Genomic DNA, 22,436 nt, shown 5'->3' on the forward strand with positions numbered 1-22,436 from the left:
GACGTCACGCTGATCGTGCCGATCGCCATGGAGGAGAAGCTCCGCTTCGCCATCCGCGAGGGCGGCCGCACCGTCGGCGCCGGCGTCGTCGCCTCCATCACCGAGTAAGCGTCCAGGCGCTTCCACGAGCGGACAGGTGACGGGGCGGGCCTCGTGCCCGCCCCATCCCGTCGCGAGGTAGACATCACATGAACGGCCAGAACATCCGTATTCGCCTGAAGGCGTTCGATCATCGCATCCTGGATTCGTCGACCCGCGAGATCGTCTCGACGGCGAAGCGGACCGGCGCCCAGGTCCGCGGGCCCATCCCGCTGCCGACCCGGATCGAGCGCTTCACCGTCAACCGCTCGCCCCACATCGACAAGAAGTCGCGTGAGCAGTTCGAGATGCGCACCCACAAGCGCGTGCTCGACATCGTCGATCCGACGCCCCAGACCGTGGACGCGCTGATGAAGCTCGACCTCGCCGCTGGCGTCGACGTGGAGATCAAGCTCTAGGCGATCCCGCGGGATCGCTTGGAGCTTCACTAGGCTGCGCGGGGGAGAACCATGCGCTCAGGAGTCATTGCACAGAAGGTCGGCATGACCCGCGTCTTCACGGACGCCGGCGAGCATGTTCCGGTCACGGTGCTCAAGGTCGATCAGTGCCAGGTGGTGGCCCACCGCACGGTCGAGAAGAACGGCTACGTCGCGCTCCAGGTGGGCGTGGGCAAGGCCAAGGTCAAGAACGTGTCAAAGGCCCAGCGCGGCCACTTCGCCGTCGCGAAGGTCGAGCCGAAGCGCAAGCTGGCCGAGTTCCGCGTCACCGAGGATGCGATCATCCCGGTCGGCGCCGAGATCACCGCGGACCACTTCCTGGAGGGTCAGTTCGTCGACGTGACGGGCACGACCACCGGTAAGGGCTTCGCCGGCGGCATGAAGCGCTGGAACTTCGGCGGTCTGCGCGCCACCCACGGCGTGTCGATCTCGCACCGCTCGATCGGTTCGACCGGTGGCCGTCAGGACCCGGGCAAGACCTTCAAGAACAAGAAGATGCCGGGTCATCTCGGTGTCGAGCGGGTCACGACCCAGAACCTGCGCGTCGTGCGCACCGATGTCGAGCGCGGCCTGATCCTGGTCGAGGGCTCGGTCCCGGGCGTCGACGGCGGCTGGATCTTCGTCCGTGACGCCGTGAAGCGCAAGCTGCCGGCCGACGTGCCGATGCCGGGCAAGTTCCGCGAGCAGACCTCTGCGCCGGCGGACAGCCAGGTCGAGGCTCCCGCGGCTCCGGCCACCGAGGAGAACGCGTGATGAAGTTCGAGATCACCACGCTCGACGGCGCCGAGGCCGGCTCGGTCGAGCTCGACGAGGCCATCTTCGGCCTCGAGCCCCGCGCCGACCTGCTGCAGCGCTGCGTCCGCTGGCAGCTCGCCAAGCGCCAGGCTGGTACCCACCAGACCAAGCAGCGCGGCGAGATCGCCCGTACGACGAAGAAGCTCTACAAGCAGAAGGGCACCGGCAACGCCCGTCACGGCGCGGCATCCGCTCCGCAGTTCCGCGGCGGCGCCCGGGCCCACGGCCCGGTCACCCGCTCGCACGCCCACGACCTGCCCAAGAAGGTCCGGGCGCTGGCGCTGCGCCACGCGCTCTCGGCCAAGGTCAAGAGCGCCGAGCTGATCGTCATGGACGACGCCCGCCTCGATGAGGGCAAGACCAAGGCGCTCAAGGAGCGCTTCGGCAAGCTGGCTCTCTCGAACGCCCTGATCATCGGTGGCGCCGAGCTCGACCAGAACTTCGCCCGTGCGGCCCGCAACCTGCCGCAGATCGACGTCCTGCCGGTGCAGGGCATCAACGTCTACGACATCCTGCGCCGCGAGAAGCTCGTGCTGACCCGCGCCGCCGTCGATGCGCTGGAGGCGCGATTCAAATGAGCGCTGATCCGCGCCACTACGACGTGATCGTCTCCCCGGTCATCACCGAGAAGGCGACGAACCTCTCGGAGCTCAACAAGGTTGTGTTCCGGGTGGCCCCGAAGGCCACGAAGCCGCAGATCAAGGAAGCGGTCGAGAAGCTGTTCGAGGTCAAGGTGAAGAGCGTCAACACGCTCGTCACCAAGGGCAAGGCCAAGATGTTCCGCGGTCAGCGCGGTCAGCGTTCGGACGTGAAGAAGGCGATCGTCACCCTCGAAGAGGGCCAGACGATCGACGTCACGACCGGGCTCTGAGGGAACGGCGTAAGGAAACAAGCCAATGGCTTTGAAGACATTCAAGCCGGTCACGCCGAGCCTTCGCCAGCTCGTGATCGTGGACCGTTCGGAGCTCTACAAGGGCAAGCCGGTCAAGGCGCTGACGGTGGGCAAGTCGTCCACCGGCGGCCGCAACAACCTCGGCCGCATCACCGTCCGCTTCCGCGGCGGTGGCCACAAGCGGACGCTGCGCCTCATCGACTTCAAGCGGCGTGAGCACGCCGGCAAGGTCGGGACCGTCGAGCGGATCGAGTACGATCCCAACCGCACGGCATTCATCGCCCTCGTCAGCTACGAGGGCGGCGCGCAGAGCTACATCCTGGCTCCGCAGCGCGTGAAGGCCGGCGACAAGGTCGTCTCGGGCGACCAGGTCGACATCAAGCCCGGCAACGCCATGCCGCTCGGCAGCATGCCGGTCGGCACGATCGTGCACAACGTCGAGCTGAAGATCGGCAAGGGCGGGGCGATCGCCCGGTCCGCGGGCAACTACGCCCAGATCGTCGGCCGCGACCAGGGCTACGTCACGCTGCGCCTGAACTCGGGCGAGCAGCGCCTGGTGCACGGCCAGTGCTACGCCACGGTGGGCGCGGTCTCGAACCCCGACCACATGAACATCTCGCTCGGCAAGGCCGGTCGGAACCGCTGGCTCGGCAAGCGTCCGCACAACCGCGGCGTCGCGATGAACCCGGTCGACCACCCGCACGGCGGCGGCGAGGGTCGTACGTCGGGCGGTCGTCATCCGGTCACGCCGTGGGGTGTCCCCACCAAGGGCAAGAAGACCCGCTCGAACAAGCGCACCGACACGTTCATCGTGTCGAGCCGCCACAACCGCAAGAAGTAGGGGCGTCGTCCCATGGCACGTTCAATCTGGAAGGGGCCGTTCATCGACGGCTACCTCCTCAAGAAGGCGGACGCCGCGCGCGGCGCGAGCCGCAACGAGGTGATCAAGATCTGGAGCCGTCGCTCCACGATCCTTCCGCATTTCGTTGGCCTGACCTTCGGGGTCTACAACGGGCAGAAGCACATCCCGGTCTACGTTTCCGAGGAAATGGTCGGTCACAAGTTCGGCGAGTTCTCGCCGACCCGCACCTTCCACGGTCACGCGGCCGACAAGAAGGCGAAGAGGCGCTAAGATGGGCAAGGCAGCAGCATCCCGCGCGCTCCCCGAGAACGAGGCCAAGGCCGTGGCGCGCATGCTGCGCGTCAGCCCGCAGAAGCTGAACCTCGTGGCTCAGCTCATCCGCGGCAAGAAGGTCTCGCACGCGCTCGCCGACCTGCAGTTCTCGCGCAAGCGGATCGCGGTCGACGTCCGCAAGTGCCTCGAGAGCGCCATCGCCAACGCCGAGAACAACCACGACCTGGACGTGGACGATCTCGTCGTGAAGGAGGCCTATGTCGGCAAGGCGCTGGTTCTCAAGCGCTTCCACGCCCGCGCCCGCGGCCGTGGCGCCCGCATCCTGAAGCCGTTCGCGAACCTCACCATCGTGGTGCGCGAAGTTCCGGCCGAAGTTGCCTGAGGAGGAATCGATGGGACAGAAAGTCAATCCGATCGGTCTTCGGCTCGGCATCAACCGGACCTGGGACTCGCGCTGGTACGCCAACAAGGGCGAGTACGCCCGCCTGATGCACGAGGACGTCGCGATCCGCAAAGCGCTGCTCAAGCAGCTCAAGCAGGCCGCGGTCTCCAAGATCGTCATCGAGCGCCCGCACAAGAAGTGCCGCGTCACCATCCACTCGGGCCGTCCGGGCGTGGTGATCGGCAAGAAGGGTGCGGACATCGAGAAGCTGCGCAAGCTGGTCAACTCGATGACCAAGGCCGACGTGACGATCAACATCGTCGAGGTGCGCAAGCCCGAGATCGACGCCACCCTGGTGGCCGATTCGATCGCGCAGCAGCTCGAGCGCCGCGTCGCCTTCCGTCGTGCCATGAAGCGCGCCGTGCAGTCGGCGATGCGTCTGGGCGCCGAGGGCATCCGGATCAACTGCGCCGGCCGCCTCGGCGGCGCCGAGATCGCCCGGCTCGAGTGGTATCGCGAGGGCCGCGTGCCCCTGCACACCCTGCGCGCCGACGTCGATTACGGCACGGCCACGGCGTTCACGACCTACGGCACCTGCGGCATCAAGGTGTGGGTGTTCAAGGGCGAGATCCTCGAGCACGACCCGATGGCCCAGGACAAGCGCGCGCACGAGGAGGGCGGCCGTTCGGGCGGACGTCGCGACCGTGAGCGCGGCGAGCGCGGCGGACGGGACGCGGCGGCCTAAGGGCCGCCCGTCTCCCGCCCTTCAGTTTTGAGAGGCTGCCATGCTGCAACCCAAGAAGACGAAGTTCCGCAAGCAGTTCAAGGGCCGCATCCACGGCGCCGCGAAGGGCGGAACCGATCTGAACTTCGGCTCCTACGGCCTCAAGGCCATGGAGCCGGAGCGGATCACCGCGCGTCAGATCGAGGCGGCCCGCCGCGCGATCACCCGCGAGATGAAGCGTCAGGGCCGGGTCTGGATCCGGATCTTCCCCGACGTCCCCGTGACCGCGAAGCCGACCGAGGTCCGCATGGGCTCCGGTAAGGGTGCGCCCGAGTACTGGGCCGCCCGCGTGCATCCGGGCCGCATCATGTTCGAGATCGACGGCGTGGCCGAGGACATCGCCCGCGAGGCGCTGCGCCTGGGTGCCGCCAAGCTGCCGGTCCGCACGCGCTTCATCCAGCGCATCGCCGACTGAGGAGAATATTCGAGATGAAGTCGAGCCAGAGGCTGTCTGACCTGAGCGCGCTGTCGCCGGATCAGCTCGGCGAGGAGCTCCTGAACCTGAAGAAGGAGCAGTTCAACCTGCGCTTCCAGCGGGCCACGGGTCAGCTCGAGAACGTCGCCCGGGTGCGCGAAGTGCGCCGCGACATCGCCCGCGTCCGCACTCTGCAGCGCCAGAAGACGCTGCAGGCCGCGCAGGGCTAAGGGAGTTACCACCATGCCGAAGCGCGTGCTGCAGGGCGTCGTCGTCAGCGACAAGCAGGACAAGACCGTCGTCGTGAAGGTGGAGCGTCGCTTCACCCACCCGGTGATGAAGAAGACCATCCGCCGGTCGAAGAACTACCACGCCCACGACGAGAACAACGTCGCCAAGGTCGGCCAGACGGTGTTCATCGAGGAGTCGCGGCCCTACTCCAAGCTCAAGACCTGGAAGCTGGTCGAGGGCGAGGCCGCCGCGACCGTCGAGGCGTAAGTCGGACGCCTTCGGGCTTCCGATGCCTCCGCTCGGACCCGGGAGCCGTCACCGGCGGTCCCGGGCCTTGCCAGGACGGCCGATCCGTTGTAGACGGCCGGCCTCCACCGAAACATGAAGGGCGTGTGACGCGCCCCTCATCGCGTTCGTTGACCGCGCCAGCGCGAGCAATCGCGCTGCAGCGCGGTCTTTTAATGGACGGGGACGCGAGATCCCCATCAGGCTGCCGTCCGCCGGGCAATCGTGCCCGACGGAGACCTGCCTGAAACAAGGAAAGGGCGTTAGGCCGTGATCCAGATGCAGACGAATCTGGACGTCGCCGACAATTCCGGCGCACGTCGCGTGATGTGCATCAAGGTGCTCGGCGGTTCCAAGCGCAAGTATGCCGGCGTCGGCGACATCATCGTGGTGTCGGTGAAGGAGGCTATTCCGCGGGGCCGCGTGAAGAAGGGCGACGTCATGAAGGCGGTCGTCGTTCGCACCGCCAAGGACGTCCGTCGGGCCGACGGTTCGGTGATCCGCTTCGACCGCAACGCGGCGGTGCTGATCAACAACCAGAAGGAGCCGATCGGCACCCGTATCTTCGGACCGGTGCCGCGCGAGCTGCGTGCTCGCAACCACATGAAGATCATCTCGCTGGCGCCGGAGGTGCTGTAATGGCTGCGAAGGTGAAGAAGGGCGACAAGGTCGTCGTCCTGACCGGCCGCGACAAGGGTCGCACCGGCGAGGTCATCCAGGTGATGCCGAAGGAAGACCGGGCGCTCGTCCGGGGGATCAACCTGGTGAAGCGCCACACGCGCCAGACCCAGACCTCTGAGGGCGGGATCATCTCCAAGGAGGCGGCGATCCACCTGTCGAACCTGGCGGTCGCCGACCCCAAGGACGGCAAGCCCACCCGGGTTGGTTTTCGCATTCTGGAAGACGGGCGCAAGGTTCGCTTCGCGAAGCGCTCGGGAGATCTGATCGATGGCTGAGGCGCTCAAGGACGGGTACACCCCGCGGCTCAAGAAGCACTACGAGGAAGTGGTGCGTCCCAAGCTGATCGAGGAGTTCGGCTACACGAATCCGATGCAGGTGCCGACGATCGAGAAGATCGTCGTCAACATGGGCGTCGGTGAGTCGACCCAGGACTCCAAGAAGGCGACCGTCGCCGCCGAGGATCTCGGCCTGATCGTCGGCCAGAAGCCGGTCATCACCCGGGCCCGCAAGGCGATCGCGACCTTCAAGGTCCGCGAGAACATGCCGATCGGCTGCAAGGTCACGCTGCGCAAGCAGCGGATGTACGAGTTCATGGATCGCCTGATCACCATCGCGCTGCCGCGCGTGCGTGACTTCCGCGGCCTGAACCCGAAGTCGTTCGACGGGCGCGGCAACTACGCCCTCGGGATCAAGGAGCACCTGGTGTTCCCCGAGATCAACTACGACAAGGCCCAGAACACCTGGGGCATGGACATCGTCGTGGCGACCACCGCCAAGACCGATGCCGAGGCCCGGGCGCTCCTGAAGCACTTCAACTTCCCGTTCCGGCAGTGAGGGCCGACCGCCCCCATACGCGGACACTGGAGAGCTAGATATGGCTAAGACGAGCAAGATCGAGAAGAACAAGCAGCGGCGGGAGCTGGTGAAGCTCTACGCGCCGAAGCGCGAGGCGCTTCTGGCGACCGCCAACGACGAGTCGCTGTCGATGGAGGAGCGCTTCGAGGCGCGCCTCAAGCTGGCGGAGCTGCCCCGCAACTCCAGCGCGACCCGCATCCGCAACCGGTGCGAGATGACCGGCCGTCCCCGCGCTTACTACCGTAAGCTCGGCATCTCCCGCGTCGCGCTCCGCGACCTGGGTTCCCGGGGTCTGATCCCCGGCCTGGTCAAGTCCAGCTGGTAAGGGGAGGGCGCCACAGATGATCAACGATCCCGTGGGCGATATGCTCACCCGCATCCGCAACGGCCAGATGCGTCGTCGCAACGTCGTGCAGACCCCCGGCTCCAAGCTGCGGGCGCGCGTCCTCGACGTCCTCAAGTCCGAGGGCTACATCCGCGACTACGCCACGACCGATTACGGCAACGGGCGCACCGAGTTCGCGATCGAGCTCAAGTACTTCGACGGCCAGCCGGTGATCCGCTCGATCGAGCGCGTCTCCAAGCCTGGCCGCCGGGTCTACTCGTCGGTCGATACCCTGCCGCGCGTCGCCGACGGCCTGGGCATCACCATCGTCTCCACCCCTCAGGGCGTCATGGCCGACCACGAGGCGCGCGAGCGCAACGTCGGCGGCGAGGTGCTCTGCAAGGTCTTCTGACCTGCAGACCCTGACAGCCGAAAAGGAAAGACGAGCATGTCCCGCGTAGGCAAGAAGCCCGTGACCGTCCCGGCCGGCGTGACCGCCACCGTCGACGGCCAGAACGTCAAGATCAAGGGCCAGAAGGGCGAGCTGCAGTTCCGGGTGCCCGACCAGGTGTCGGTCGCGCACGAGAACGGCGCGATTTCGGTCCAGCCCCGGTCGCAGTCCAAGGAGGCCCGCGCGATGTGGGGTCTCTCCCGCGCCCAGGTTTCCAACCTGGTCGAGGGCGTCACCAAGGGCTACGAGAAGAAGCTCGAGATCAACGGCGTCGGCTACCGTGCCGCGGTCGCCGGCAAGGTCCTGAAGCTGTCGCTCGGCTACAGCCACGACATCGAGTACGCGATCCCGGAAGGGATCACGATCGCCACTCCCCGGCCGGTCGAGATCATCGTCACCGGGATCGACAAGCAGCGCGTCGGTCAGGTCGCGGCGGAGATCCGCGATTATCGCGGCCCCGAGCCCTACAAGGGCAAGGGCGTCAAGTACGCCGGCGAGTTCATCTTCCGCAAGGAAGGCAAGAAGAAGTAAGGGCCGCCGATGTCTCGCAAAATCGAACTGCTCGACCGGCGCCGCGCGCGCGTCCGGCGGGCGATCCGCAAGGCGGCCAACGGTCGTCCGCGGCTCTCGGTGTTCCGCTCCTCCAAGCAGATCTACGTCCAGGTCATCGACGACGCGACCGGCCGCACGCTGGCCGCCGCCTCGAGCCTGGAGAAGGACCTGCGCGGCCGTCTCAAGACCGGCGCCGACAAGGCCGCCGCGACCGAGGTCGGCAAGCTGGTGGCGGAGCGGGCCAAGGCGGCCGGCGTGAGCCAGGTCATCTTCGACCGCTCGGGCTACCTCTATCACGGCCGGGTCAAGGCCCTGGCCGACGCGGCCCGCGAGGGCGGCCTGGACTTCTGATCCCGCGAGAGGGGAGGGCGCTCGTCGAGCGCCGCCCCGTCCGGGTTCGGCACGATGTCCCATGAGATGAGGGGGCCGACGAGGCTCCCTCTCTCGTTACGGCGGATCGAAACTTTGCGAGCGGGACCGCCGCCCGCGTCAGTCGAATGGACATGACACATGGCACGTGAGCGTGAGGGTCGTCGCCGCGACGACCGCGAGGAGCGCGACAGCGAGTTCGTGGACAAGCTCGTCCACATCAACCGCGTCGCCAAGGTGGTGAAGGGCGGCCGTCGCTTCGGTTTCGCGGCGCTCGTCGTCGTCGGCGACCAGAAGGGCCGCGTCGGCTTCGGTCACGGCAAGGCCCGTGAGGTTCCCGAGGCCATCCGCAAGGCGACGGAAGCCGCCAAGCGCGGTCTCGTCCGCGTTGCGCTCCGCGAGGGCCGCACCCTGCACCACGACGTCCAGGGCCGTCACGGCGCCGGCAAGGTCATCCTGCGCGCCGCCCCGGCCGGTACCGGCATCATCGCCGGCGGCCCGATGCGCGCCGTCTTCGAGACCTTAGGGATGCAGGACGTCGTGGCGAAGTCGCTCGGCTCCTCGAACCCCTACAACCTCGTGCGCGCCACCTTCGATGCGCTGAAGAACGAGGATTCCCCCCGTTCGGTCGCGGCCCGCCGCGGTCTCAAGGTGTCGGCCCTCCAGGCCCGCCGTCGTGACGCCGACTCGGCCGCCTCGGCCGATTCTGCCGACGCGGCGTAAGGAGGCGCTCCGATGGCAGACAAGAAGACCGTCCGCGTGCAGCAGATCGGCTCGCCGATCCGCCGCGAGGCCAGCCAGCGTCAGACGCTGATCGGCCTGAAGCTGAACAAGATGCACCGCATCGCGACGCTGGAGGACACCCCCTCGGTGCGCGGCATGATCGCGAAGGTGCATCACCTCGTGCGCGTTCTCGACGACGCGGCTTGAGGAGGGCATCATGAAGCTCAACGAAATCCGTGACAACGAAGGCGCAACCAAGAACCGGATGCGCGTCGGCCGTGGTATCGGCTCCGGCAAGGGCAAGACCGGCGGCCGCGGCGTGAAGGGCCAGAAGGCGCGCTCCGGCGTCGCCATCAAGGGCTTCGAGGGCGGCCAGATGCCGCTCCACCGTCGCCTGCCCAAGCGCGGCTTCAACAACCCGGGCGCGACCGACCTCAACGCGGTCAACGTCGGGCGCATCCAGCAAGCGGTGGATGCCGGCAAGCTGGACGTCTCGGCTCCCGTGACCGTTGAGGCGCTCATCGCCGCCGGCGTGGTCTCCAAGGCCCGCGACGGCGTGAAGATCCTCGGCGTCGGCGAGCTCACCGCGAAGCTGACCTTCCAGGTTTCCCGGGCGTCGAAGTCGGCGGTCGAGGCGATCGAGAAGGCCGGCGGCTCGGTGACCCAGTCGCTCGCCGCCGCCGACGACGCGGTTGCGTCGGCCTAAGGCACACTTTAAGTCACCGATCATCGGCGGCGGCCCGTGCTTCCAGCGCGAGGCCGCCGCACGTGTTTTGGGGGATGCTCGTGCATCCCAGACCGCGCTCGTCGCGGACCCGACCCCGAGGACGCTTAACCCATGGCCTCTGCAGCCGAGCAGCTCGCCGCCAACCTCAACTTCGGCGCCATCGCCAAGGCCGAAGAGCTCAAGAAGCGGATCTGGTTCACGCTTGGCGCCCTGATCGTCTACCGGCTCGGGACCTACATCCCGCTGCCCGGCATCGATCCCGACGCTTTGCGCCAGAGCTTCGCCAACGCGCAGGGCGGCGTGCTCGGCCTGTTCAACATGTTCTCCGGCGGTGCCGTCGAGCGCATGGCTATCTTCGCGCTCAACATCATGCCGTACATCTCGGCCTCGATCATCGTGCAGCTGCTCACCTCGGTGGTGCCGTCGCTCGAGGGGCTGAAGAAGGAGGGCGAGTCCGGCCGCAAGGTCCTCAACCAGTACACCCGCTACCTCACGGTGGTGCTGGCGATCTTCCAGGCCTGGGGCATCGCGGTCGGCCTGCAGAGCTCCGGCGGCATCGTACAGGATCCGGGGCCGTTCTTCCTGGTCTCGACCGTCATCACGCTGACCGGCGGCACTCTGTTCCTGATGTGGATCGGCGAGCAGATCACGTCGCGCGGCATCGGCAACGGCTCCTCGCTCATCATCTTCGCCGGCATCGTCGCCCACCTGCCCTCGGCCATCGCCGGCACCCTCGAGCTCGGTCGCCAGGGGGCGCTCTCGACCGTGGTGATCCTCGGCGTGGTGGTGATGGCAGCGGCCGTCGTCTACTTCATCGTGTTCATGGAGCGCGCCCAGCGCCGTCTCCTGATCAACTACCCCAAGCGCCAGGTCGGCAACCGGATGTACGAGGGCCAGACCTCGTTCCTGCCACTCAAGCTCAACACCTCGGGCGTCATCCCGCCGATCTTCGCCTCCTCGCTGCTGCTGCTGCCCGCCACCGCCGCGAGCTTCCAGACCGATCCGAACGGCACCGGGATCATCGCCACCCTGGCGACCTATCTCGGCCACGGCCGGCCGCTCTACATGCTGCTCTACGCGGCGCTGATCATCTTCTTCGCCTTCTTCTACACCGCGGTGGTGTTCAACCCGCAGGAGACGGCCGACAACCTGAAGAAGCATGGCGGCTTCATCCCGGGCATCCGGCCGGGCGAGCGCACTGCCGAGTTCATCGACAAGGTCCTGTCGCGCATCACGGTGATCGGCGCGGCCTACCTGACGGTGATCTGCCTGATCCCGGAGATCCTGGTCTCCTACGCCTCTCTGCCGTTCTACTTCGGCGGCACCTCGCTGCTGATCGTGGTCTCGGTGACCATGGATACGGTGGCGCAGGTCCACGGCCACCTGCTGGCGCACCAGTACGAGGGCCTGGTCAAGAAGGCCAAGCTGCGCGGCGCCCGCCGGCGCTGAGCCCGCGGGGCGCCCACTGCCCGGAGCCCGTCCCGGGCGGGGGAGCCGCCCTCGCGAGACCGCCCTTGCGCCGGAGCCCGGCTCTGGCGCATGGTCGCAGCCCTTGCGCCCTCCGGGCATGCGCCGACGGGGGTCGGCGCCTTAGCGCATGGTCGGATTTCGGGTGCAACCGATCCCGGGCTACAACGAGCAGACAGGCCGCGCCGAGGACGAAGGATCCCAGGCAGAACGCGGCGAAGGGGAGAGACAGGTTATGCGGATCATTCTGCTCGGCCCGCCAGGCGCCGGGAAGGGCACCCAATCGGCGCGCATCGTCGAGCGGTTCGGAATCCCGCAGCTCTCGACCGGCGACATGCTGCGCGCCGCCGTCGCGGCCGGCACCCCGGTCGGCCTCAAGGCCAAGGCCCTGATGGAGAGCGGGGCCCTCGTCTCCGACGAGATCGTGATCGGCATCGTCGCCGACCGGATCGAGGAGGCGGATGCCCGCTCGGGCTTCATCCTCGACGGTTTCCCGCGCACGGTCGCCCAGGCGGTCGCCCTCGAGACGATGCTGTCGCAGAAAGGCCTGCGCCTCGACGCGGTGGTCGAGTTCAAGGTCGACGAAGACGCCCTGGTCGGTCGCATCGCCAAGCGCGCCGCCGAGACCGCCGCCCGCGGCGAGCCGGTGCGCAAGGACGACACGCCGGAGGTATTCAAGACCCGACTCGAGGCCTACCGGGCCCAGACGGCGCCGCTCTCGGCGCATTACGCCGGCACCGGCCTTCTGCAGCAGGTCGACGGCATGGCGCCGATCGACGAGGTGACGAAGCAGCTGGAGACGATGCTGGCCCCGTTCCAGGCCGTCTCCGCCTGAGGGTGGCTCGCGGTTGACAAGCCGGCGCGCCCGCGCTAGTGGGCGCTCCTTCGTTCAGACCCGGACGGCCCGGCGTGCCTCTCTGGAGGCCGCTCCGGGCCGATTTGCCGTCGGGACGGCGCGCAGGGGCCGGGCTCCACCGGACGCGCGCGACACCCAGAAGCATCGTCCCGGCCGCGGCCGCGGACGCGATGGAGAGCAGGACACCATGGCCCGTATTGCCGGCGTCAATATCCCGACCAACAAGCGCGTCGTCATCGCGCTCCAGTACATTCACGGCATCGGCGCCAAGAAGGCCGAGGAGATCACCGAGAAGGTCGGCATCCCGGCCGAGCGCCGCGTGAACCAGCTCACCGACGCCGAGGTGCTGCAGATCCGCGAGACCATCGACCGCGACTACGTCGTCGAGGGCGACCTGCGTCGCGAAGTCTCGATGAACATCAAGCGCCTGATGGATCTCGGCTGCTACCGCGGCCTGCGTCACCGCCGCAACCTGCCGGTCCGCGGCCAGCGCACCCACACCAACGCCCGCACCCGCAAGGGCAAGGCGAAGCCGATCGCCGGCAAGAAGAAGTAAGCCGCGATCAGCGTAGGATCGGCGGGTTCTGGGCCTCGGGCCCGGGGCCTGCCCGACACCGGCGGCGCGTGAGCGCCGCTCACGACACCCGCAAGACACGTCCCGAGCGCCTGGCACCACGGGCGCGCCTGAAGGATCGAAAGACAGTATGGCCAAGGAAGCAACCCGCGTCCGCCGTCGCGAACGCAAGAACATCGTGTCGGGCGTCGCCCACGTGAACGCCTCGTTCAACAACACGATGATCACCATCACGGACGCTCAGGGCAACACGATCTCGTGGTCGTCCGCCGGCGCCATGGGCTTCAAGGGCTCCCGCAAGTCGACGCCCTACGCCGCCCAGGTCGCGGCCGAGGATGCCGGCCGCAAGGCCGCCGAGCACGGCATGCGCACCCTCGAGGTCGAGGTCTCGGGCCCCGGTTCGGGCCGCGAGTCGGCGCTGCGCGCGCTGCAGGCCGCGGGCTTCACGGTGACGTCGATCCGCGACGTGACCCCGATCCCGCACAACGGCTGCCGTCCGCGCAAGCGTCGCCGCGTCTGATCGTCCCCACGTCCCGGGGAGCCCTTCGCGGGCTCCCCGGCCGACGGCCCGCGAAGAGGATTGCGTGTCGATAGCCCCCACCGCCGACTTCGCCCGGCCCGGCGTCCTGCCCTGGACGCTGGGCAATCGCGTTGTGGTCGCCCTGAACGACGGCCATCTCGTGGCCACGCTCGGGCTGGTGCAGGGCATTCCCGCCGACGAGGCGGGGCGGCTGCAGGAAGAGGGGTTCCGCGATACCGTCGCGCCGCGGATCACCGTCAACGCCTTCCTGATCCTCGGCGGGGACAAGCCCGTGCTGGTCGATGCCGGGATGGGTTCCGGCGGCCCCGAGACCCTGGGTCACCTGCCGGAGGCGCTCGCCGCCTGCGGCGTGGCGCCCGAGGACGTCGGCACGGTGCTGGTGACCCACCTGCATTCCGATCACATCGGCGGCCTGATCGCGCGGGACGGCGCCGTGGCGTTCCCGAACGCCGAAGTGGTGATCCCGGAGGCGGAGGCCGCCTACTGGCTCGCCGAGGGCGCCGAGGCGCGGGCTCCCGAGGGCGCCCGGGCGGGCTTCCGTCGCGCCCACGCGCTCGTCGCGGCCTATGGCGACCGGATCCGTCGAGCCGGCGAGGGCGAGGTGCTGCCGGGGATCGAGGCGATCCTGGCGCCCGGCCACACGCCGGGCCACACCGCCTACCGGGTCCAGTCGGGAGACCGCTCCCTGCTGATCTGGGGCGACGTGGTTCATCTGCCGGCGATCCAGCTCCCCCGTCCGGAGGTCGGCCTGACCTTCGACGTCGACCGCGAGGTGGCGGCCGCCACCCGCAAGCGCATCCTCGACCAGGTCGCCGCCGAGCGGAGCCTGGTCGCCGGGATGCATCTCGAGTTTCCGGCCCTCGGCTACGTACGGCGCGCTGGCGCCGGCTTCGCCTGGGTCCCGGAGCAGTGGAGCGCGGCGTCCTGACCGCCCCTGCTTCGAACGTGTGAGAGGTCAGGACGGCGAGACTTCCCGGGCGCGGGAGGGATCGCGAGGGGAGGGCTCCTCGGAGCCGCCCCTGTGTAAGTTGGCGAGAGGTGCGAACGTGGTCATTCAGAAGAACTGGCAAGAGCTGATCAAGCCGAACAAGCTCGAGGTCACCCCCGGGCACGACCCGAAGCGGATCGCCACCGTGGTGGCCGAGCCGCTGGAGCGCGGCTTCGGCACCACCCTCGGCAACTCGCTGCGTCGGGTCCTCCTGTCGTCGCTCCAGGGCGCGGCCGTCACCGCCGTCCAGATCGACGGCGTGCTGCACGAGTTCTCCTCGATCCCGGGCGTGCGCGAGGACGTCACCGACATCGTCCTCAACATCAAGACGATCGCGATCCGCTCCTCGAGCGATACGCCCAAGCGCATGACCCTGCGCAAGACCGGTCCGGGCCTCGTCACCGCCGGCGACATCGCCACGATCGGCGACGTGCAGATCCTCAACCCTGATCTGGTGCTCTGCACGCTGGACGACGGCGCCGAGATCCGCATGGAGTTCACGGTCTCGGCCGGCAAGGGCTACGTCCCGGCCGACCGCAACCGTCCAGAGGACGCCCCGATCGGCCTGATCCCGGTCGATGCGCTGTTCTCGCCGGTCACCAAGGTGTCCTACCGCATCGAGAACACCCGCGAGGGCCAGGATCTCGACAAGGACAAGCTGACCATGACGGTCGAGACCAACGGTGCGGTCTCGCCCGAGGATGCGCTGGCCTACGCCGCCCGCATCATCCAGGACCAGCTCCAGATCTTCGTGAACTTCGAGGAGCCCCGCAAGGAGGAGGCCGCGCCGCTGGCGCCGCAGCTGCCCTTCAATCCGGCGCTGCTCAAGAAGGTCGACGAGCTCGAGCTGTCGGTCCGCTCGGCCAACTGTCTCAAGAACGACAACATCGTCTACATCGGCGACCTCATCCAGAAGACCGAGGCGGAGATGCTCCGCACCCCGAACTTCGGCCGCAAGTCGCTCAACGAGATCAAGGAAGTGCTGGCCGCGATGGGCCTGCACCTCGGCATGGACGTTCCCGGCTGGCCGCCGGAGAACATCGAGGATCTCGCCAAGCGCTTCGAAGAGCACTACTGAGCCGGGCCCGCGGCGCGGGACGCAACGTCCCGCGCCGCCACTCCGGATGCGCCTCCATGACGGGCGCATCCGGAGTGGCGGTTCACCGCCCTCGCACCACAAAGGACGGCCGACCCGTGGCACGGCGGCCGAGAACCAAAGGAGAGAGCCATGCGTCACGGTTTCCGGGGTCGTCGCTTCAACCGCACCGTCGAGCATCGCAAGGCGATGTTCTCGAACATGTCGGCCGCGCTGATCAAGCACGAGCAGATCATCACCACCCTGCCGAAGGCCAAGGACCTGCGTCCGGTCGTCGAGAAGCTGATCACGCTGGGCAAGCGCGGCGACCTGCACGCCCGCCGTCAGGCGATCGCGGCTCTGCGCGGCGACGAGGTGATGGTCAAGAAGCTGTTCGACGTGCTCGGCCCCCGCTACGAGGGCCGTCCGGGCGGCTACTGCCGCATCATGAAGGCCGGCTTCCGCTACGGCGACAACGCCCCGATGGCGGTGATCGAGTTCGTCGATCGCGACGTCGACGCCCGCGGCAAGGATTCCGGCCCGGTCCAGGTCGCCGACGAGACCCCGGCGGAGTAATCCGCCCCCTCTCGACACCTTCCAAGGCGGCCCTCGCGGGCCGCCTTTCTTGTTTGGGCGGAACCTCGCGCGCCGGCGCACGATCTCCCTGCGGCATCCACCGCCAGCGAAGGGAGACGTGAACCCCATGACCAAGCTGACCATCCCGGCCGTCGCGGCCCTGATCCTCGCCGGCACCGGCACGGCAGCCCTCGCCGACAAGGTCGGGGCCGACTGGATGCCGATCGGCCAGGTGATCCAGAAGGTCGAGGCCGCCGGCTACACCCAGATCTCCGAGATCGAGGCCGATGACGGCCACTGGGAGGGCGAGGGGATGAAGGACGGCAAGCCGATGAAGTTCAAGGCCGATCCCCGCACCGGCGCCATCCTGTCGGAGAAGGCCGGCAAGTAGGCCCCCGGCAAGGAGGCCCCCGGCAAACAGGGACCGGCAGGGAGACGCTGGAAAGCGGAAGGGTCCCGGCCGCTCCGGCCGCGCCTCGTCGGCCGGAGCATGCCGCAGGGGAGCTCTGTCGGCAAAATGCTGGATTCCCGCGGGCGGGAGGCGCAAAGGTGACGCGCCTCTCCGTCCACCAGCGAACGTCCGACCATGACCGCCATTCCTGCGCTTGCCGACCTCCAGGCCCGTTACGCCGACCTGCAGGGGCGCGGCCTCAAGCTCGACATGACCCGGGGCAAGCCGGCTCCCGAGCAGCTCGACCTGTCCGACGACCTGTTCACCCTGCCGGGCAACCGCGACCACCGCACCGAGAGCGGCGAGGACGCCCGCAATTACGGCGGCGTGCAGGGACTGGCCGAGGTGCGGGCCCTGTTCGCGCCGGTGCTCGGGGCGTCGCCCGACCGGATCGCCGTCGGCAACAATTCGAGCCTCGCGCTCATGCACGATTGCATCGCCTACGCGCTCCTGAAGGGCGTGCCCGGCGGGACGAGGCCGTGGGCCAAGGAGGAGGAGATCCGCTTCCTCTGCCCGGTACCCGGCTACGACCGCCACTTCGCCCTGTGCGAGACCTACGGCATCGGCATGATCCCGGTGCCGATGACCGCCGACGGTCCCGACATGGAGATGGTCGAGCGCGAGGTCCGCGATCCCCGGGTGAAGGGGATGTGGGCGGTGCCGCAATACTCGAACCCCGGTGGCGAGACCTATTCCGACGCCACCGTCGAGCGCCTCGCCCGGATGGAGACCGGCGCGCCGGACTTCCGGCTCTTTTGGGACAACGCCTACGCGCTGCACCACCTGACCGAGCGCCGCCCGACCCTGCGCAACGTCCTCGACGCTTGCGCGGAGGCCGGCAACCCGGACCGGGCGATCGTCTTCGCGTCGACCTCGAAGGTGACGCTCGCCGGCGCGGGCCTGGCGATGCTGGCCTCCTCGGAGGGCAACATCCGCTGGTACCTCGCCAATGCCGGCAAGCGCAGCATCGGGCCGGACAAGCTCAACCAGCTGCGCCACGTCCGCTTCCTGCGCGACCAGGGCGGGCTCGACGCGCTGATGGACGGCCACCGCCGCCTGCTGGCGCCGAAGTTCAAGGCCGTCACCGAGACCCTGGCCCGGCACCTCGGCGGCACCGGCGTCGCGCGCTGGAGCGAGCCGGAGGGCGGCTACTTCATCCTGCTCGAGGTGCCGGAGGGCTGCGCCACCCGGGTGGTCAAGCTCGCCGCCGCCTGCGGCCTCGCGCTGACGCCGGCCGGCGCCACCCATCCCTACGGCCGCGACCCGCAGGACAAGCTGCTGCGCCTCGCCCCGTCCTATCCGAAGCCCGCCGAGGTCGAGGCCGCGGCCGAGGTGGTGGCGGTCTGCGTGCTCCTGGCGGCGGCCGAGAGCCGCGAGGCCGGGGGCAGCGGGCAGGTGGCGGCGTAAGCGGCCGCGCCGGATCTCCACCGCGCACCAGCGGGCAAGCGGCTTTGCGCCGTTGTCCGTCGGAACCGATGGCTCGACCGGCGGCGCGTGCCGCCGGGCGGGCTGCCCGGTATACGGGGCCACGGCCGATCGTGACGGCACGGGACGCGTCTCGCTTCGGTATCTCGAACCGAGCGTCAAATCGACGCCGATGGTGACGCTGCAGGCTGACGGTTTCACGCCCCGCCCGGGGTGCCGACGACACTCCGCCGTAGCTGCCGACTCGTACGTTCAATACTCGACATAGCATCCCGGGGTGCTGCAAGGCGCCGCGGGCGGCGCGCCGTTGACGCAGCGCAGCACCGCGCGATGTCGCCGGCATGATTGACGAACCCGTCCTCTTCTGCCTGCACTTCCTCGGAGGCAGCGCCCGTGAATGGCGCCCCCTCGCCGAGCGTCTCGGGCCTCACGCGCGCTGCGTCGCCGTCGACCTGCCGGGCTTCGGCGACGCGGCCGACCATCCCGGCGGCGACGTCGCCGCCATGGCCGACCACGTCGCCGCCCGCATCATGGCCGAGGGCCCGTCCGGGCCCTGGCTCGTCGCCGGCAACAGCATGGGGGCGAAGGTCGCCCTGGCGCTCGCCCGCCGCCACGAGGACGGCGACCCCACCCTCGCGGGTCTCGCCGGGCTGGTCCTGCTCGCCGGCTCGCCGCCATGCCCTGAGCCGATGGCGGAGGAGCGCCGCCGGGCGATGATCGCCTGGATCGACGCCGACCCGGAGACCCGCCGGCGGGAGGCCGAGGCTTTCGTGTCGGCGAATGTCGGCGCGCCGCTCTCTCCCGAGGACCACGCCCGAACGGTCGAGGACGTGCTGCGCGCCAACCCGCAGGCCTGGAAAGCCTGGCTCGCGGGCGGCGCCAACGAGGATTGGCGCGAGCGCATCGGCACCCTTCGCATTCCGGCGCTGGTGGTGAGCGGGGCACAGGACGGCGACCTCGGGCCGGAGGCGCAGGCCGCCCTGACCCTGCCCCACCTCGCCCGCCACCGTCACGTCGTAGCGCTCGGCGCCGGTCACCTGCTGCCGCTCGAGCGGCCGGACGAGATGGCCGGGCTGATCCGCGACTTCCTGGCGGCGCCGCCGGAGACCGCCGAGGCCCCGACCCTGCCGCCGGCCTTCGCGGCCCTGATCGGTTCGGAGCGGGTCAACACCCGCCTGCGCACGACGCTGCGCGAGCGGATGCGCGAGCCCGACGGCCCGTTCTGCTTGAGCGCGGAGGCCCGCGCGACGCTCGCCGCCTGCCTCGACCGGGTGCTGCCGCAGGCGGGTGCGGGGAAGATCGACCTCGCCCGCCGCATCGACGCGCGGCTGGCCTCCGGCGCCGGCGACGGCTGGCGCTTCGCCGCCCTGCCGCCGGACGCGGAGGCCTACGAGCGGGCGCTCCGCAGCCTCGACGCCGCCGCCCGCGCCGCCCATGGCCGCGCCTTCGCCGACCTCGACGACACCGACCGGGATGGTCTCCTCGAGGCTGCTGCGGCCGGGCGCCTGCCCGAGAGCCCCGGCGGGCTCGCACCCGACCTGATGACCTGCTGGTTCGAGGAATTGCGGGGCGAGGCGGTGCGCACCTTCCTCGCCCATCCGGCCGGCCTCGCGGCGATCGGCTTCACCGGCATCGGTGCCGGGGGCGACGAGGCCGAGGCCCTGCCGGGCTACCGCCTGACTGGCCTGAACGCGCGCGAACCCTGGGAAGCCCCGATCCTCGACACCGTGGGAGACGCCCGATGAACCTCTCGGGGCAGAAGCGCTACAGCACCGACGAGGTCGTCGACGTCGTGGTGGTCGGCACCGGGGCGGGCGGCGGGCCGCTGCTGGCCGAGCTGGCGGCAGCCGGCCTCAAGGTCGTGGCCCTGGAGGCCGGGCCGAACTTCGATCCGGCCGGGTACGGCTTCGACGAGACGCTGGCCGACGAGATCTACTGGACCGAGGAGCGCCTGAGCGGCGGCTCGACCCCGGAGGCCTTCGGGGGCAACAACAGCGGCACCGGCGTCGGCGGCTCGACCCTGCACTGGGGCGCCTTCGTGCCCCGGGCCGATCCGCGCGATTTCCGCCTCAACACCGAGAGCGGCGAGGGCTGCGACTGGCCGATCGACCACGCCGAGCTGGTGCCGTTCTACGACCGGGTCGAGGCCTTCATCGGCACGTCGGGTCCGACGCCCTACCCATGGGACGAGGCCCGTCGCTTCCCGCTGCCGCCGGTCCTGCGCAACGGGCCGGCCCAGCTGATGGCGGCGGCGTGCGACCGCCTCGGCATCACCGCGACCGACGCGCCGGCGGCGGTGGTCTCGCGCGACTTCACCGTCGATCCGTCGGTGCCGGAGCGCAAGGCCTGCATCAATTGCGGCTTTTGCCACCAGGGCTGCCGCACCCGCGCCAAGGCCAGCATGGACGTGACCTACCTGCCGCTGGCGGTGGCACGGGGCGCCGAGATCCGCGCCGAGGCTCGTGTGCACGGGGTCGAGCGCGACAAGGCCGGGCGGATCACGGCCGTGATCTACCGCAGCGGCGGCCGCGATCACCGCCAGCGTTGCGCCCACCTGATCCTGTGCGCCGGCGCCGTCGAGACGCCCCGCCTCCTGCTCCATCTCGGGCTCGCCACCGGCAGCGGCCAGGTCGGGCGGAACTACATCGGCCACGTCGCCACGCAGGTCTGGGGCACCTTCGCCGACGAGGTCGGAATGAACCGGGGCTACCCGTCCTCGCTCATCACCGAGGATTACACCCGGCCTGAAGGCGCGGACTTTGCCGGCGGCTACCTGGTCCAGAGCCTCGGCGTCGAGCCGCTGACCTGGGCCAACTCCGTCGCCCGCGGCCGCGGCCTGTGGGGCACGGCGCTCACCGACTACTTGAAGCGGTACAACCGCGTCGCCGGCATCGGCATCAACGGCGAGACCCTGCCGTGCGACGCGAATATCTTGACGCTCTCGGACGAGACCGACGCGATCGGGATGCGCAAGGCGCGGATCGATTTCGGCTACGGCTCGAACGAGGACCGCCTCAACGCCCACGCCACGAAGGTGATGCGCGAGATCTGGGAGGCGGCGGGCGCGACGGACATCTGGGTCCTGGAGCGCGTCGCCCACACGCTCGGCACCTGCCGGATGGGACGGAACCCGGACACCTCGGTGGTCGATGTCGAGGGGCGCAGCCACGAGGTCGAGAACCTCTGGATCTGCGACGGGTCGGTCTTCCCGAGCTCGCTCGCGGCCAATCCGGCGCTCACCATCATGGCGCTCTCGCTGCGCACCGCCGGCGCGTTCCTGAAAGGCCCCCGATGAGCGACGATCCCCGCACGGCCTATCCCCGGCCGCCCTTCCCGGGCGCGCAGCAGCAACCGCGCCCCGGCCTCACCGGCCCGATGGACCCGGCCCCGGACCACGGCGAGGAGAGCTACGTCGGCAAGGGCCTGCTGACCGACAGGATCGCGCTCGTCACCGGGGGCGATTCCGGCATCGGCCGGGCGGTCGCCATCGCGTATGCCCGCGAGGGCGCCCACCTGGCGATCTCCTACCTCGACTCCGAGGAGGAGGACGCGCAGGAGACCAAGGCCTGGGTCGAGAAGGCCGGCCGGCGCTGCCTGCTCCTGCCGGGCGACCTGCGCGACGAGGCGCATTGCCGGGCGATCGTGCAGAAGACCGTGGCTGAGTTCGGCCGCATCGACGTGCTCGTCAACAACGCCGCCGCGCAGGTGGTGAACGAGGGCCTCGACGACGTCACCGCCCACGACGTCGAGGGCTCGTTCCGCGCCAACGTCTTCGCGATGATCTACCTGGCGCAGGAAGCGGTGCCGCACATGCGGCCGGGTTCGGCGATCGTGAACTCGACCAGCCAGCAGGCCAAGGTCGCGGATGCGAGCATGCTGGTCTACGCCGCCACCAAGGGGGCGATCAGCACCCTGACCGTCGGGCTGTCGAACCTGCTCGCCCCGAAGGGTATCCGGGTCAATTGCGTCGCCCCCGGCCCGGTCTGGACGCCGATCCAGCCGATCGTGAAGAAGCCCGAGCAGATGGAGCAGCTCGGCGCCGACACGCCCCTCGGTCGGGCCGGCCAGCCGGCGGAGCTGGCCCCGGCCTACGTGCTGCTGGCCTCGCGGGAGGGCAGCTACATGACCGGCGCGCTCGTGCCCGTCACCGGTGGCCAGCCGATGCTCTGACGGAAGGTCAGGGTTTCGCCCGGCGGGGTGTCCGGCCGGATACCCCGCCCTAATTTTTTTTCCAAAGGACGGACCCGTTTCGGGACCGTCCGCCCGGCCCGCTCGAAAAGACCGGGATGGGACACGAAACCTCGCCGCAGCATCGGAACGGCCGCTCCCCGGCCCCGTTGTTGCG

General features: G+C 69.3%; 34 protein-coding genes. All 34 read left to right on the forward strand.

Annotation, left to right across the window (positions count from 1 at the left end; all coding sequences use genetic code 11):
- Window positions 1-108, forward strand: a 108-nt coding sequence (locus HPY23_RS18860; RefSeq protein WP_478219419.1) for an EF-Tu C-terminal domain-related protein, incomplete at its 5' end; no start/stop codon positions are given.
- An 80-nt stretch (window positions 109-188) separates the two neighbouring features.
- Complete coding sequence (gene rpsJ, locus HPY23_RS18865) at window positions 189-497, forward strand: 30S ribosomal protein S10 (protein ID WP_012330343.1); 309 nt, start codon at window positions 189-191, stop codon at window positions 495-497.
- Between the two features lie 51 nt (window positions 498-548).
- Window positions 549-1,289, forward strand: coding sequence for a 50S ribosomal protein L3 (gene rplC, locus HPY23_RS18870; protein WP_060849027.1), 741 nt, complete (start codon window positions 549-551; stop codon window positions 1,287-1,289).
- Window positions 1,289-1,909 (forward strand): 50S ribosomal protein L4, encoded by a 621-nt coding sequence (gene rplD / locus HPY23_RS18875; protein ID WP_060849026.1) that lies wholly within the window; start codon window positions 1,289-1,291, stop codon window positions 1,907-1,909. Before rplC ends, rplD begins: the two co-directional genes overlap by 1 nt.
- Complete coding sequence (locus HPY23_RS18880) at window positions 1,906-2,202, forward strand: 50S ribosomal protein L23 (RefSeq protein WP_048425815.1); 297 nt, start codon at window positions 1,906-1,908, stop codon at window positions 2,200-2,202. The genes rplD and HPY23_RS18880 overlap by 4 nt, the downstream gene beginning before the upstream one ends.
- A gap of 25 nt (window positions 2,203-2,227) precedes the next feature.
- A complete protein-coding gene (rplB, locus tag HPY23_RS18885; RefSeq protein WP_060849025.1) occupies window positions 2,228-3,064 on the forward strand; it encodes a 50S ribosomal protein L2 in 837 nt (278 codons plus the stop codon).
- Window positions 3,065-3,076: 12 nt separating this feature from the next.
- Window positions 3,077-3,355, forward strand: coding sequence for a 30S ribosomal protein S19 (gene rpsS, locus HPY23_RS18890; RefSeq protein WP_048425817.1), 279 nt, complete (start codon window positions 3,077-3,079; stop codon window positions 3,353-3,355).
- A 1-nt stretch (window position 3,356) separates the two neighbouring features.
- A complete protein-coding gene (gene rplV, locus HPY23_RS18895; RefSeq protein WP_200602191.1) occupies window positions 3,357-3,740 on the forward strand; it encodes a 50S ribosomal protein L22 in 384 nt (127 codons plus the stop codon).
- 10 nt (window positions 3,741-3,750) lie between these two features.
- Window positions 3,751-4,485: a 30S ribosomal protein S3 gene (gene rpsC / locus HPY23_RS18900; protein ID WP_048425819.1), complete on the forward strand. Its 735-nt coding sequence runs from the start codon at window positions 3,751-3,753 to the stop codon at window positions 4,483-4,485.
- Window positions 4,486-4,525: 40 nt separating this feature from the next.
- A complete protein-coding gene (gene rplP / locus HPY23_RS18905; RefSeq protein ID WP_048425820.1) occupies window positions 4,526-4,939 on the forward strand; it encodes a 50S ribosomal protein L16 in 414 nt (137 codons plus the stop codon).
- Between the two features lie 14 nt (window positions 4,940-4,953).
- Window positions 4,954-5,169 carry a 50S ribosomal protein L29 gene (gene rpmC / locus HPY23_RS18910; protein ID WP_048425821.1) on the forward strand — a complete coding sequence of 72 codons (216 nt, stop codon included), beginning with the start codon at window positions 4,954-4,956 and terminating at the stop codon, window positions 5,167-5,169.
- A gap of 13 nt (window positions 5,170-5,182) precedes the next feature.
- Window positions 5,183-5,437 (forward strand): 30S ribosomal protein S17, encoded by a 255-nt coding sequence (gene rpsQ, locus HPY23_RS18915; protein WP_060849024.1) that lies wholly within the window; start codon window positions 5,183-5,185, stop codon window positions 5,435-5,437.
- Window positions 5,438-5,725: 288 nt separating this feature from the next.
- Entirely contained in the window at window positions 5,726-6,094 is a 369-nt protein-coding gene (gene rplN / locus HPY23_RS18920; RefSeq protein ID WP_048425823.1) for a 50S ribosomal protein L14, read from the forward strand.
- A complete protein-coding gene (gene rplX / locus HPY23_RS18925; RefSeq protein WP_048425824.1) occupies window positions 6,094-6,411 on the forward strand; it encodes a 50S ribosomal protein L24 in 318 nt (105 codons plus the stop codon). The genes rplN and rplX overlap by 1 nt, the downstream gene beginning before the upstream one ends.
- The gene (gene rplE / locus HPY23_RS18930; protein ID WP_048425825.1) at window positions 6,404-6,970 is read left to right on the forward strand and encodes a 50S ribosomal protein L5; all 567 of its coding nucleotides are present in this window, start codon (window positions 6,404-6,406) and stop codon (window positions 6,968-6,970) included. The genes rplX and rplE overlap by 8 nt, the downstream gene beginning before the upstream one ends.
- A gap of 40 nt (window positions 6,971-7,010) precedes the next feature.
- Window positions 7,011-7,316 (forward strand): 30S ribosomal protein S14, encoded by a 306-nt coding sequence (gene rpsN / locus HPY23_RS18935; RefSeq protein WP_060849023.1) that lies wholly within the window; start codon window positions 7,011-7,013, stop codon window positions 7,314-7,316.
- A 16-nt stretch (window positions 7,317-7,332) separates the two neighbouring features.
- Entirely contained in the window at window positions 7,333-7,728 is a 396-nt protein-coding gene (gene rpsH, locus HPY23_RS18940) for a 30S ribosomal protein S8 (protein ID WP_048425827.1), read from the forward strand.
- A gap of 36 nt (window positions 7,729-7,764) precedes the next feature.
- Window positions 7,765-8,298: a 50S ribosomal protein L6 gene (gene rplF / locus HPY23_RS18945; RefSeq protein WP_048431922.1), complete on the forward strand. Its 534-nt coding sequence runs from the start codon at window positions 7,765-7,767 to the stop codon at window positions 8,296-8,298.
- Window positions 8,299-8,307: 9 nt separating this feature from the next.
- Window positions 8,308-8,670, forward strand: coding sequence for a 50S ribosomal protein L18 (gene rplR, locus HPY23_RS18950; protein ID WP_048425829.1), 363 nt, complete (start codon window positions 8,308-8,310; stop codon window positions 8,668-8,670).
- 159 nt (window positions 8,671-8,829) lie between these two features.
- Entirely contained in the window at window positions 8,830-9,411 is a 582-nt protein-coding gene (gene rpsE, locus HPY23_RS18955; RefSeq protein WP_048425830.1) for a 30S ribosomal protein S5, read from the forward strand.
- Between the two features lie 12 nt (window positions 9,412-9,423).
- Complete coding sequence (gene rpmD / locus HPY23_RS18960) at window positions 9,424-9,618, forward strand: 50S ribosomal protein L30 (protein ID WP_060849022.1); 195 nt, start codon at window positions 9,424-9,426, stop codon at window positions 9,616-9,618.
- Window positions 9,619-9,628: 10 nt separating this feature from the next.
- Window positions 9,629-10,117 (forward strand): 50S ribosomal protein L15, encoded by a 489-nt coding sequence (rplO, locus tag HPY23_RS18965; protein ID WP_091888198.1) that lies wholly within the window; start codon window positions 9,629-9,631, stop codon window positions 10,115-10,117.
- 132 nt (window positions 10,118-10,249) lie between these two features.
- Window positions 10,250-11,587, forward strand: coding sequence for a preprotein translocase subunit SecY (gene secY / locus HPY23_RS18970; RefSeq protein ID WP_058617275.1), 1,338 nt, complete (start codon window positions 10,250-10,252; stop codon window positions 11,585-11,587).
- Window positions 11,588-11,840: 253 nt separating this feature from the next.
- On the forward strand, window positions 11,841-12,440 hold the full coding sequence (locus HPY23_RS18975; RefSeq protein ID WP_091888196.1) for an adenylate kinase: 600 nt from the start codon (window positions 11,841-11,843) through the stop codon (window positions 12,438-12,440).
- Window positions 12,441-12,648: 208 nt separating this feature from the next.
- Window positions 12,649-13,017: a 30S ribosomal protein S13 gene (gene rpsM, locus HPY23_RS18980; RefSeq protein WP_048425835.1), complete on the forward strand. Its 369-nt coding sequence runs from the start codon at window positions 12,649-12,651 to the stop codon at window positions 13,015-13,017.
- 148 nt (window positions 13,018-13,165) lie between these two features.
- Complete coding sequence (rpsK, locus tag HPY23_RS18985; protein WP_015928609.1) at window positions 13,166-13,555, forward strand: 30S ribosomal protein S11; 390 nt, start codon at window positions 13,166-13,168, stop codon at window positions 13,553-13,555.
- Window positions 13,556-13,619: 64 nt separating this feature from the next.
- Window positions 13,620-14,504 (forward strand): MBL fold metallo-hydrolase, encoded by an 885-nt coding sequence (locus tag HPY23_RS18990; protein WP_244537620.1) that lies wholly within the window; start codon window positions 13,620-13,622, stop codon window positions 14,502-14,504.
- 100 nt (window positions 14,505-14,604) lie between these two features.
- Window positions 14,605-15,642 carry a DNA-directed RNA polymerase subunit alpha gene (locus HPY23_RS18995; RefSeq protein ID WP_210344715.1) on the forward strand — a complete coding sequence of 346 codons (1,038 nt, stop codon included), beginning with the start codon at window positions 14,605-14,607 and terminating at the stop codon, window positions 15,640-15,642.
- 150 nt (window positions 15,643-15,792) lie between these two features.
- Window positions 15,793-16,215, forward strand: a complete 423-nt coding sequence (gene rplQ / locus HPY23_RS19000) for a 50S ribosomal protein L17 (protein ID WP_048425837.1) — start codon at window positions 15,793-15,795, stop codon at window positions 16,213-16,215.
- A 127-nt stretch (window positions 16,216-16,342) separates the two neighbouring features.
- Entirely contained in the window at window positions 16,343-16,606 is a 264-nt protein-coding gene (locus HPY23_RS19005; RefSeq protein WP_060849019.1) for a PepSY domain-containing protein, read from the forward strand.
- 195 nt (window positions 16,607-16,801) lie between these two features.
- Window positions 16,802-18,073 carry an aspartate aminotransferase type Ic gene (locus HPY23_RS19010; RefSeq protein ID WP_091888193.1) on the forward strand — a complete coding sequence of 424 codons (1,272 nt, stop codon included), beginning with the start codon at window positions 16,802-16,804 and terminating at the stop codon, window positions 18,071-18,073.
- A 359-nt stretch (window positions 18,074-18,432) separates the two neighbouring features.
- Complete coding sequence (locus HPY23_RS19015) at window positions 18,433-19,836, forward strand: alpha/beta hydrolase (RefSeq protein WP_091888191.1); 1,404 nt, start codon at window positions 18,433-18,435, stop codon at window positions 19,834-19,836.
- Window positions 19,833-21,386, forward strand: a complete 1,554-nt coding sequence (locus HPY23_RS19020; RefSeq protein ID WP_060849016.1) for a GMC family oxidoreductase — start codon at window positions 19,833-19,835, stop codon at window positions 21,384-21,386. Before HPY23_RS19015 ends, HPY23_RS19020 begins: the two co-directional genes overlap by 4 nt.
- Window positions 21,383-22,261 carry an SDR family oxidoreductase gene (locus HPY23_RS19025; RefSeq protein ID WP_091888189.1) on the forward strand — a complete coding sequence of 293 codons (879 nt, stop codon included), beginning with the start codon at window positions 21,383-21,385 and terminating at the stop codon, window positions 22,259-22,261. Before HPY23_RS19020 ends, HPY23_RS19025 begins: the two co-directional genes overlap by 4 nt.
- The last annotated feature ends 175 nt before the right edge of the window (window positions 22,262-22,436 follow it).

The organism is Methylobacterium ajmalii, from assembly GCF_016613415.1.
GTDB lineage: Bacteria > Pseudomonadota > Alphaproteobacteria > Rhizobiales > Beijerinckiaceae > Methylobacterium > Methylobacterium ajmalii.

Bases quoted from the DNA above. Each gene is read 5' to 3' on its own strand.
- rpsJ (WP_012330343.1), top strand. From the start codon at position 189: ATGAACGGCCAGAACATCCGTATTCGCCTGAAGGCGTTCGATCATCGC.
- rplC (WP_060849027.1), top strand. From the start codon at position 549: ATGCGCTCAGGAGTCATTGCACAGAAGGTCGGCATGACCCGCGTCTTC.
- rplD (WP_060849026.1), top strand. From the start codon at position 1,289: ATGAAGTTCGAGATCACCACGCTCGACGGCGCCGAGGCCGGCTCGGTC.
- HPY23_RS18880 (WP_048425815.1), top strand. From the start codon at position 1,906: ATGAGCGCTGATCCGCGCCACTACGACGTGATCGTCTCCCCGGTCATC.
- rplB (WP_060849025.1), top strand. From the start codon at position 2,228: ATGGCTTTGAAGACATTCAAGCCGGTCACGCCGAGCCTTCGCCAGCTC.
- rpsS (WP_048425817.1), top strand. From the start codon at position 3,077: ATGGCACGTTCAATCTGGAAGGGGCCGTTCATCGACGGCTACCTCCTC.
- rplV (WP_200602191.1), top strand. From the start codon at position 3,357: ATGGGCAAGGCAGCAGCATCCCGCGCGCTCCCCGAGAACGAGGCCAAG.
- rpsC (WP_048425819.1), top strand. From the start codon at position 3,751: ATGGGACAGAAAGTCAATCCGATCGGTCTTCGGCTCGGCATCAACCGG.
- rplP (WP_048425820.1), top strand. From the start codon at position 4,526: ATGCTGCAACCCAAGAAGACGAAGTTCCGCAAGCAGTTCAAGGGCCGC.
- rpmC (WP_048425821.1), top strand. From the start codon at position 4,954: ATGAAGTCGAGCCAGAGGCTGTCTGACCTGAGCGCGCTGTCGCCGGAT.
- rpsQ (WP_060849024.1), top strand. From the start codon at position 5,183: ATGCCGAAGCGCGTGCTGCAGGGCGTCGTCGTCAGCGACAAGCAGGAC.
- rplX (WP_048425824.1), top strand. From the start codon at position 6,094: ATGGCTGCGAAGGTGAAGAAGGGCGACAAGGTCGTCGTCCTGACCGGC.
- rplE (WP_048425825.1), top strand. From the start codon at position 6,404: ATGGCTGAGGCGCTCAAGGACGGGTACACCCCGCGGCTCAAGAAGCAC.
- rpsN (WP_060849023.1), top strand. From the start codon at position 7,011: ATGGCTAAGACGAGCAAGATCGAGAAGAACAAGCAGCGGCGGGAGCTG.
- rpsH (WP_048425827.1), top strand. From the start codon at position 7,333: ATGATCAACGATCCCGTGGGCGATATGCTCACCCGCATCCGCAACGGC.
- rplF (WP_048431922.1), top strand. From the start codon at position 7,765: ATGTCCCGCGTAGGCAAGAAGCCCGTGACCGTCCCGGCCGGCGTGACC.
- rplR (WP_048425829.1), top strand. From the start codon at position 8,308: ATGTCTCGCAAAATCGAACTGCTCGACCGGCGCCGCGCGCGCGTCCGG.
- rpsE (WP_048425830.1), top strand. From the start codon at position 8,830: ATGGCACGTGAGCGTGAGGGTCGTCGCCGCGACGACCGCGAGGAGCGC.
- rpmD (WP_060849022.1), top strand. From the start codon at position 9,424: ATGGCAGACAAGAAGACCGTCCGCGTGCAGCAGATCGGCTCGCCGATC.
- rplO (WP_091888198.1), top strand. From the start codon at position 9,629: ATGAAGCTCAACGAAATCCGTGACAACGAAGGCGCAACCAAGAACCGG.
- secY (WP_058617275.1), top strand. From the start codon at position 10,250: ATGGCCTCTGCAGCCGAGCAGCTCGCCGCCAACCTCAACTTCGGCGCC.
- HPY23_RS18975 (WP_091888196.1), top strand. From the start codon at position 11,841: ATGCGGATCATTCTGCTCGGCCCGCCAGGCGCCGGGAAGGGCACCCAA.
- rpsM (WP_048425835.1), top strand. From the start codon at position 12,649: ATGGCCCGTATTGCCGGCGTCAATATCCCGACCAACAAGCGCGTCGTC.
- rpsK (WP_015928609.1), top strand. From the start codon at position 13,166: ATGGCCAAGGAAGCAACCCGCGTCCGCCGTCGCGAACGCAAGAACATC.
- rplQ (WP_048425837.1), top strand. From the start codon at position 15,793: ATGCGTCACGGTTTCCGGGGTCGTCGCTTCAACCGCACCGTCGAGCAT.
- HPY23_RS19005 (WP_060849019.1), top strand. From the start codon at position 16,343: ATGACCAAGCTGACCATCCCGGCCGTCGCGGCCCTGATCCTCGCCGGC.
- HPY23_RS19010 (WP_091888193.1), top strand. From the start codon at position 16,802: ATGACCGCCATTCCTGCGCTTGCCGACCTCCAGGCCCGTTACGCCGAC.
- HPY23_RS19015 (WP_091888191.1), top strand. From the start codon at position 18,433: ATGATTGACGAACCCGTCCTCTTCTGCCTGCACTTCCTCGGAGGCAGC.
- HPY23_RS19020 (WP_060849016.1), top strand. From the start codon at position 19,833: ATGAACCTCTCGGGGCAGAAGCGCTACAGCACCGACGAGGTCGTCGAC.
- HPY23_RS19025 (WP_091888189.1), top strand. From the start codon at position 21,383: ATGAGCGACGATCCCCGCACGGCCTATCCCCGGCCGCCCTTCCCGGGC.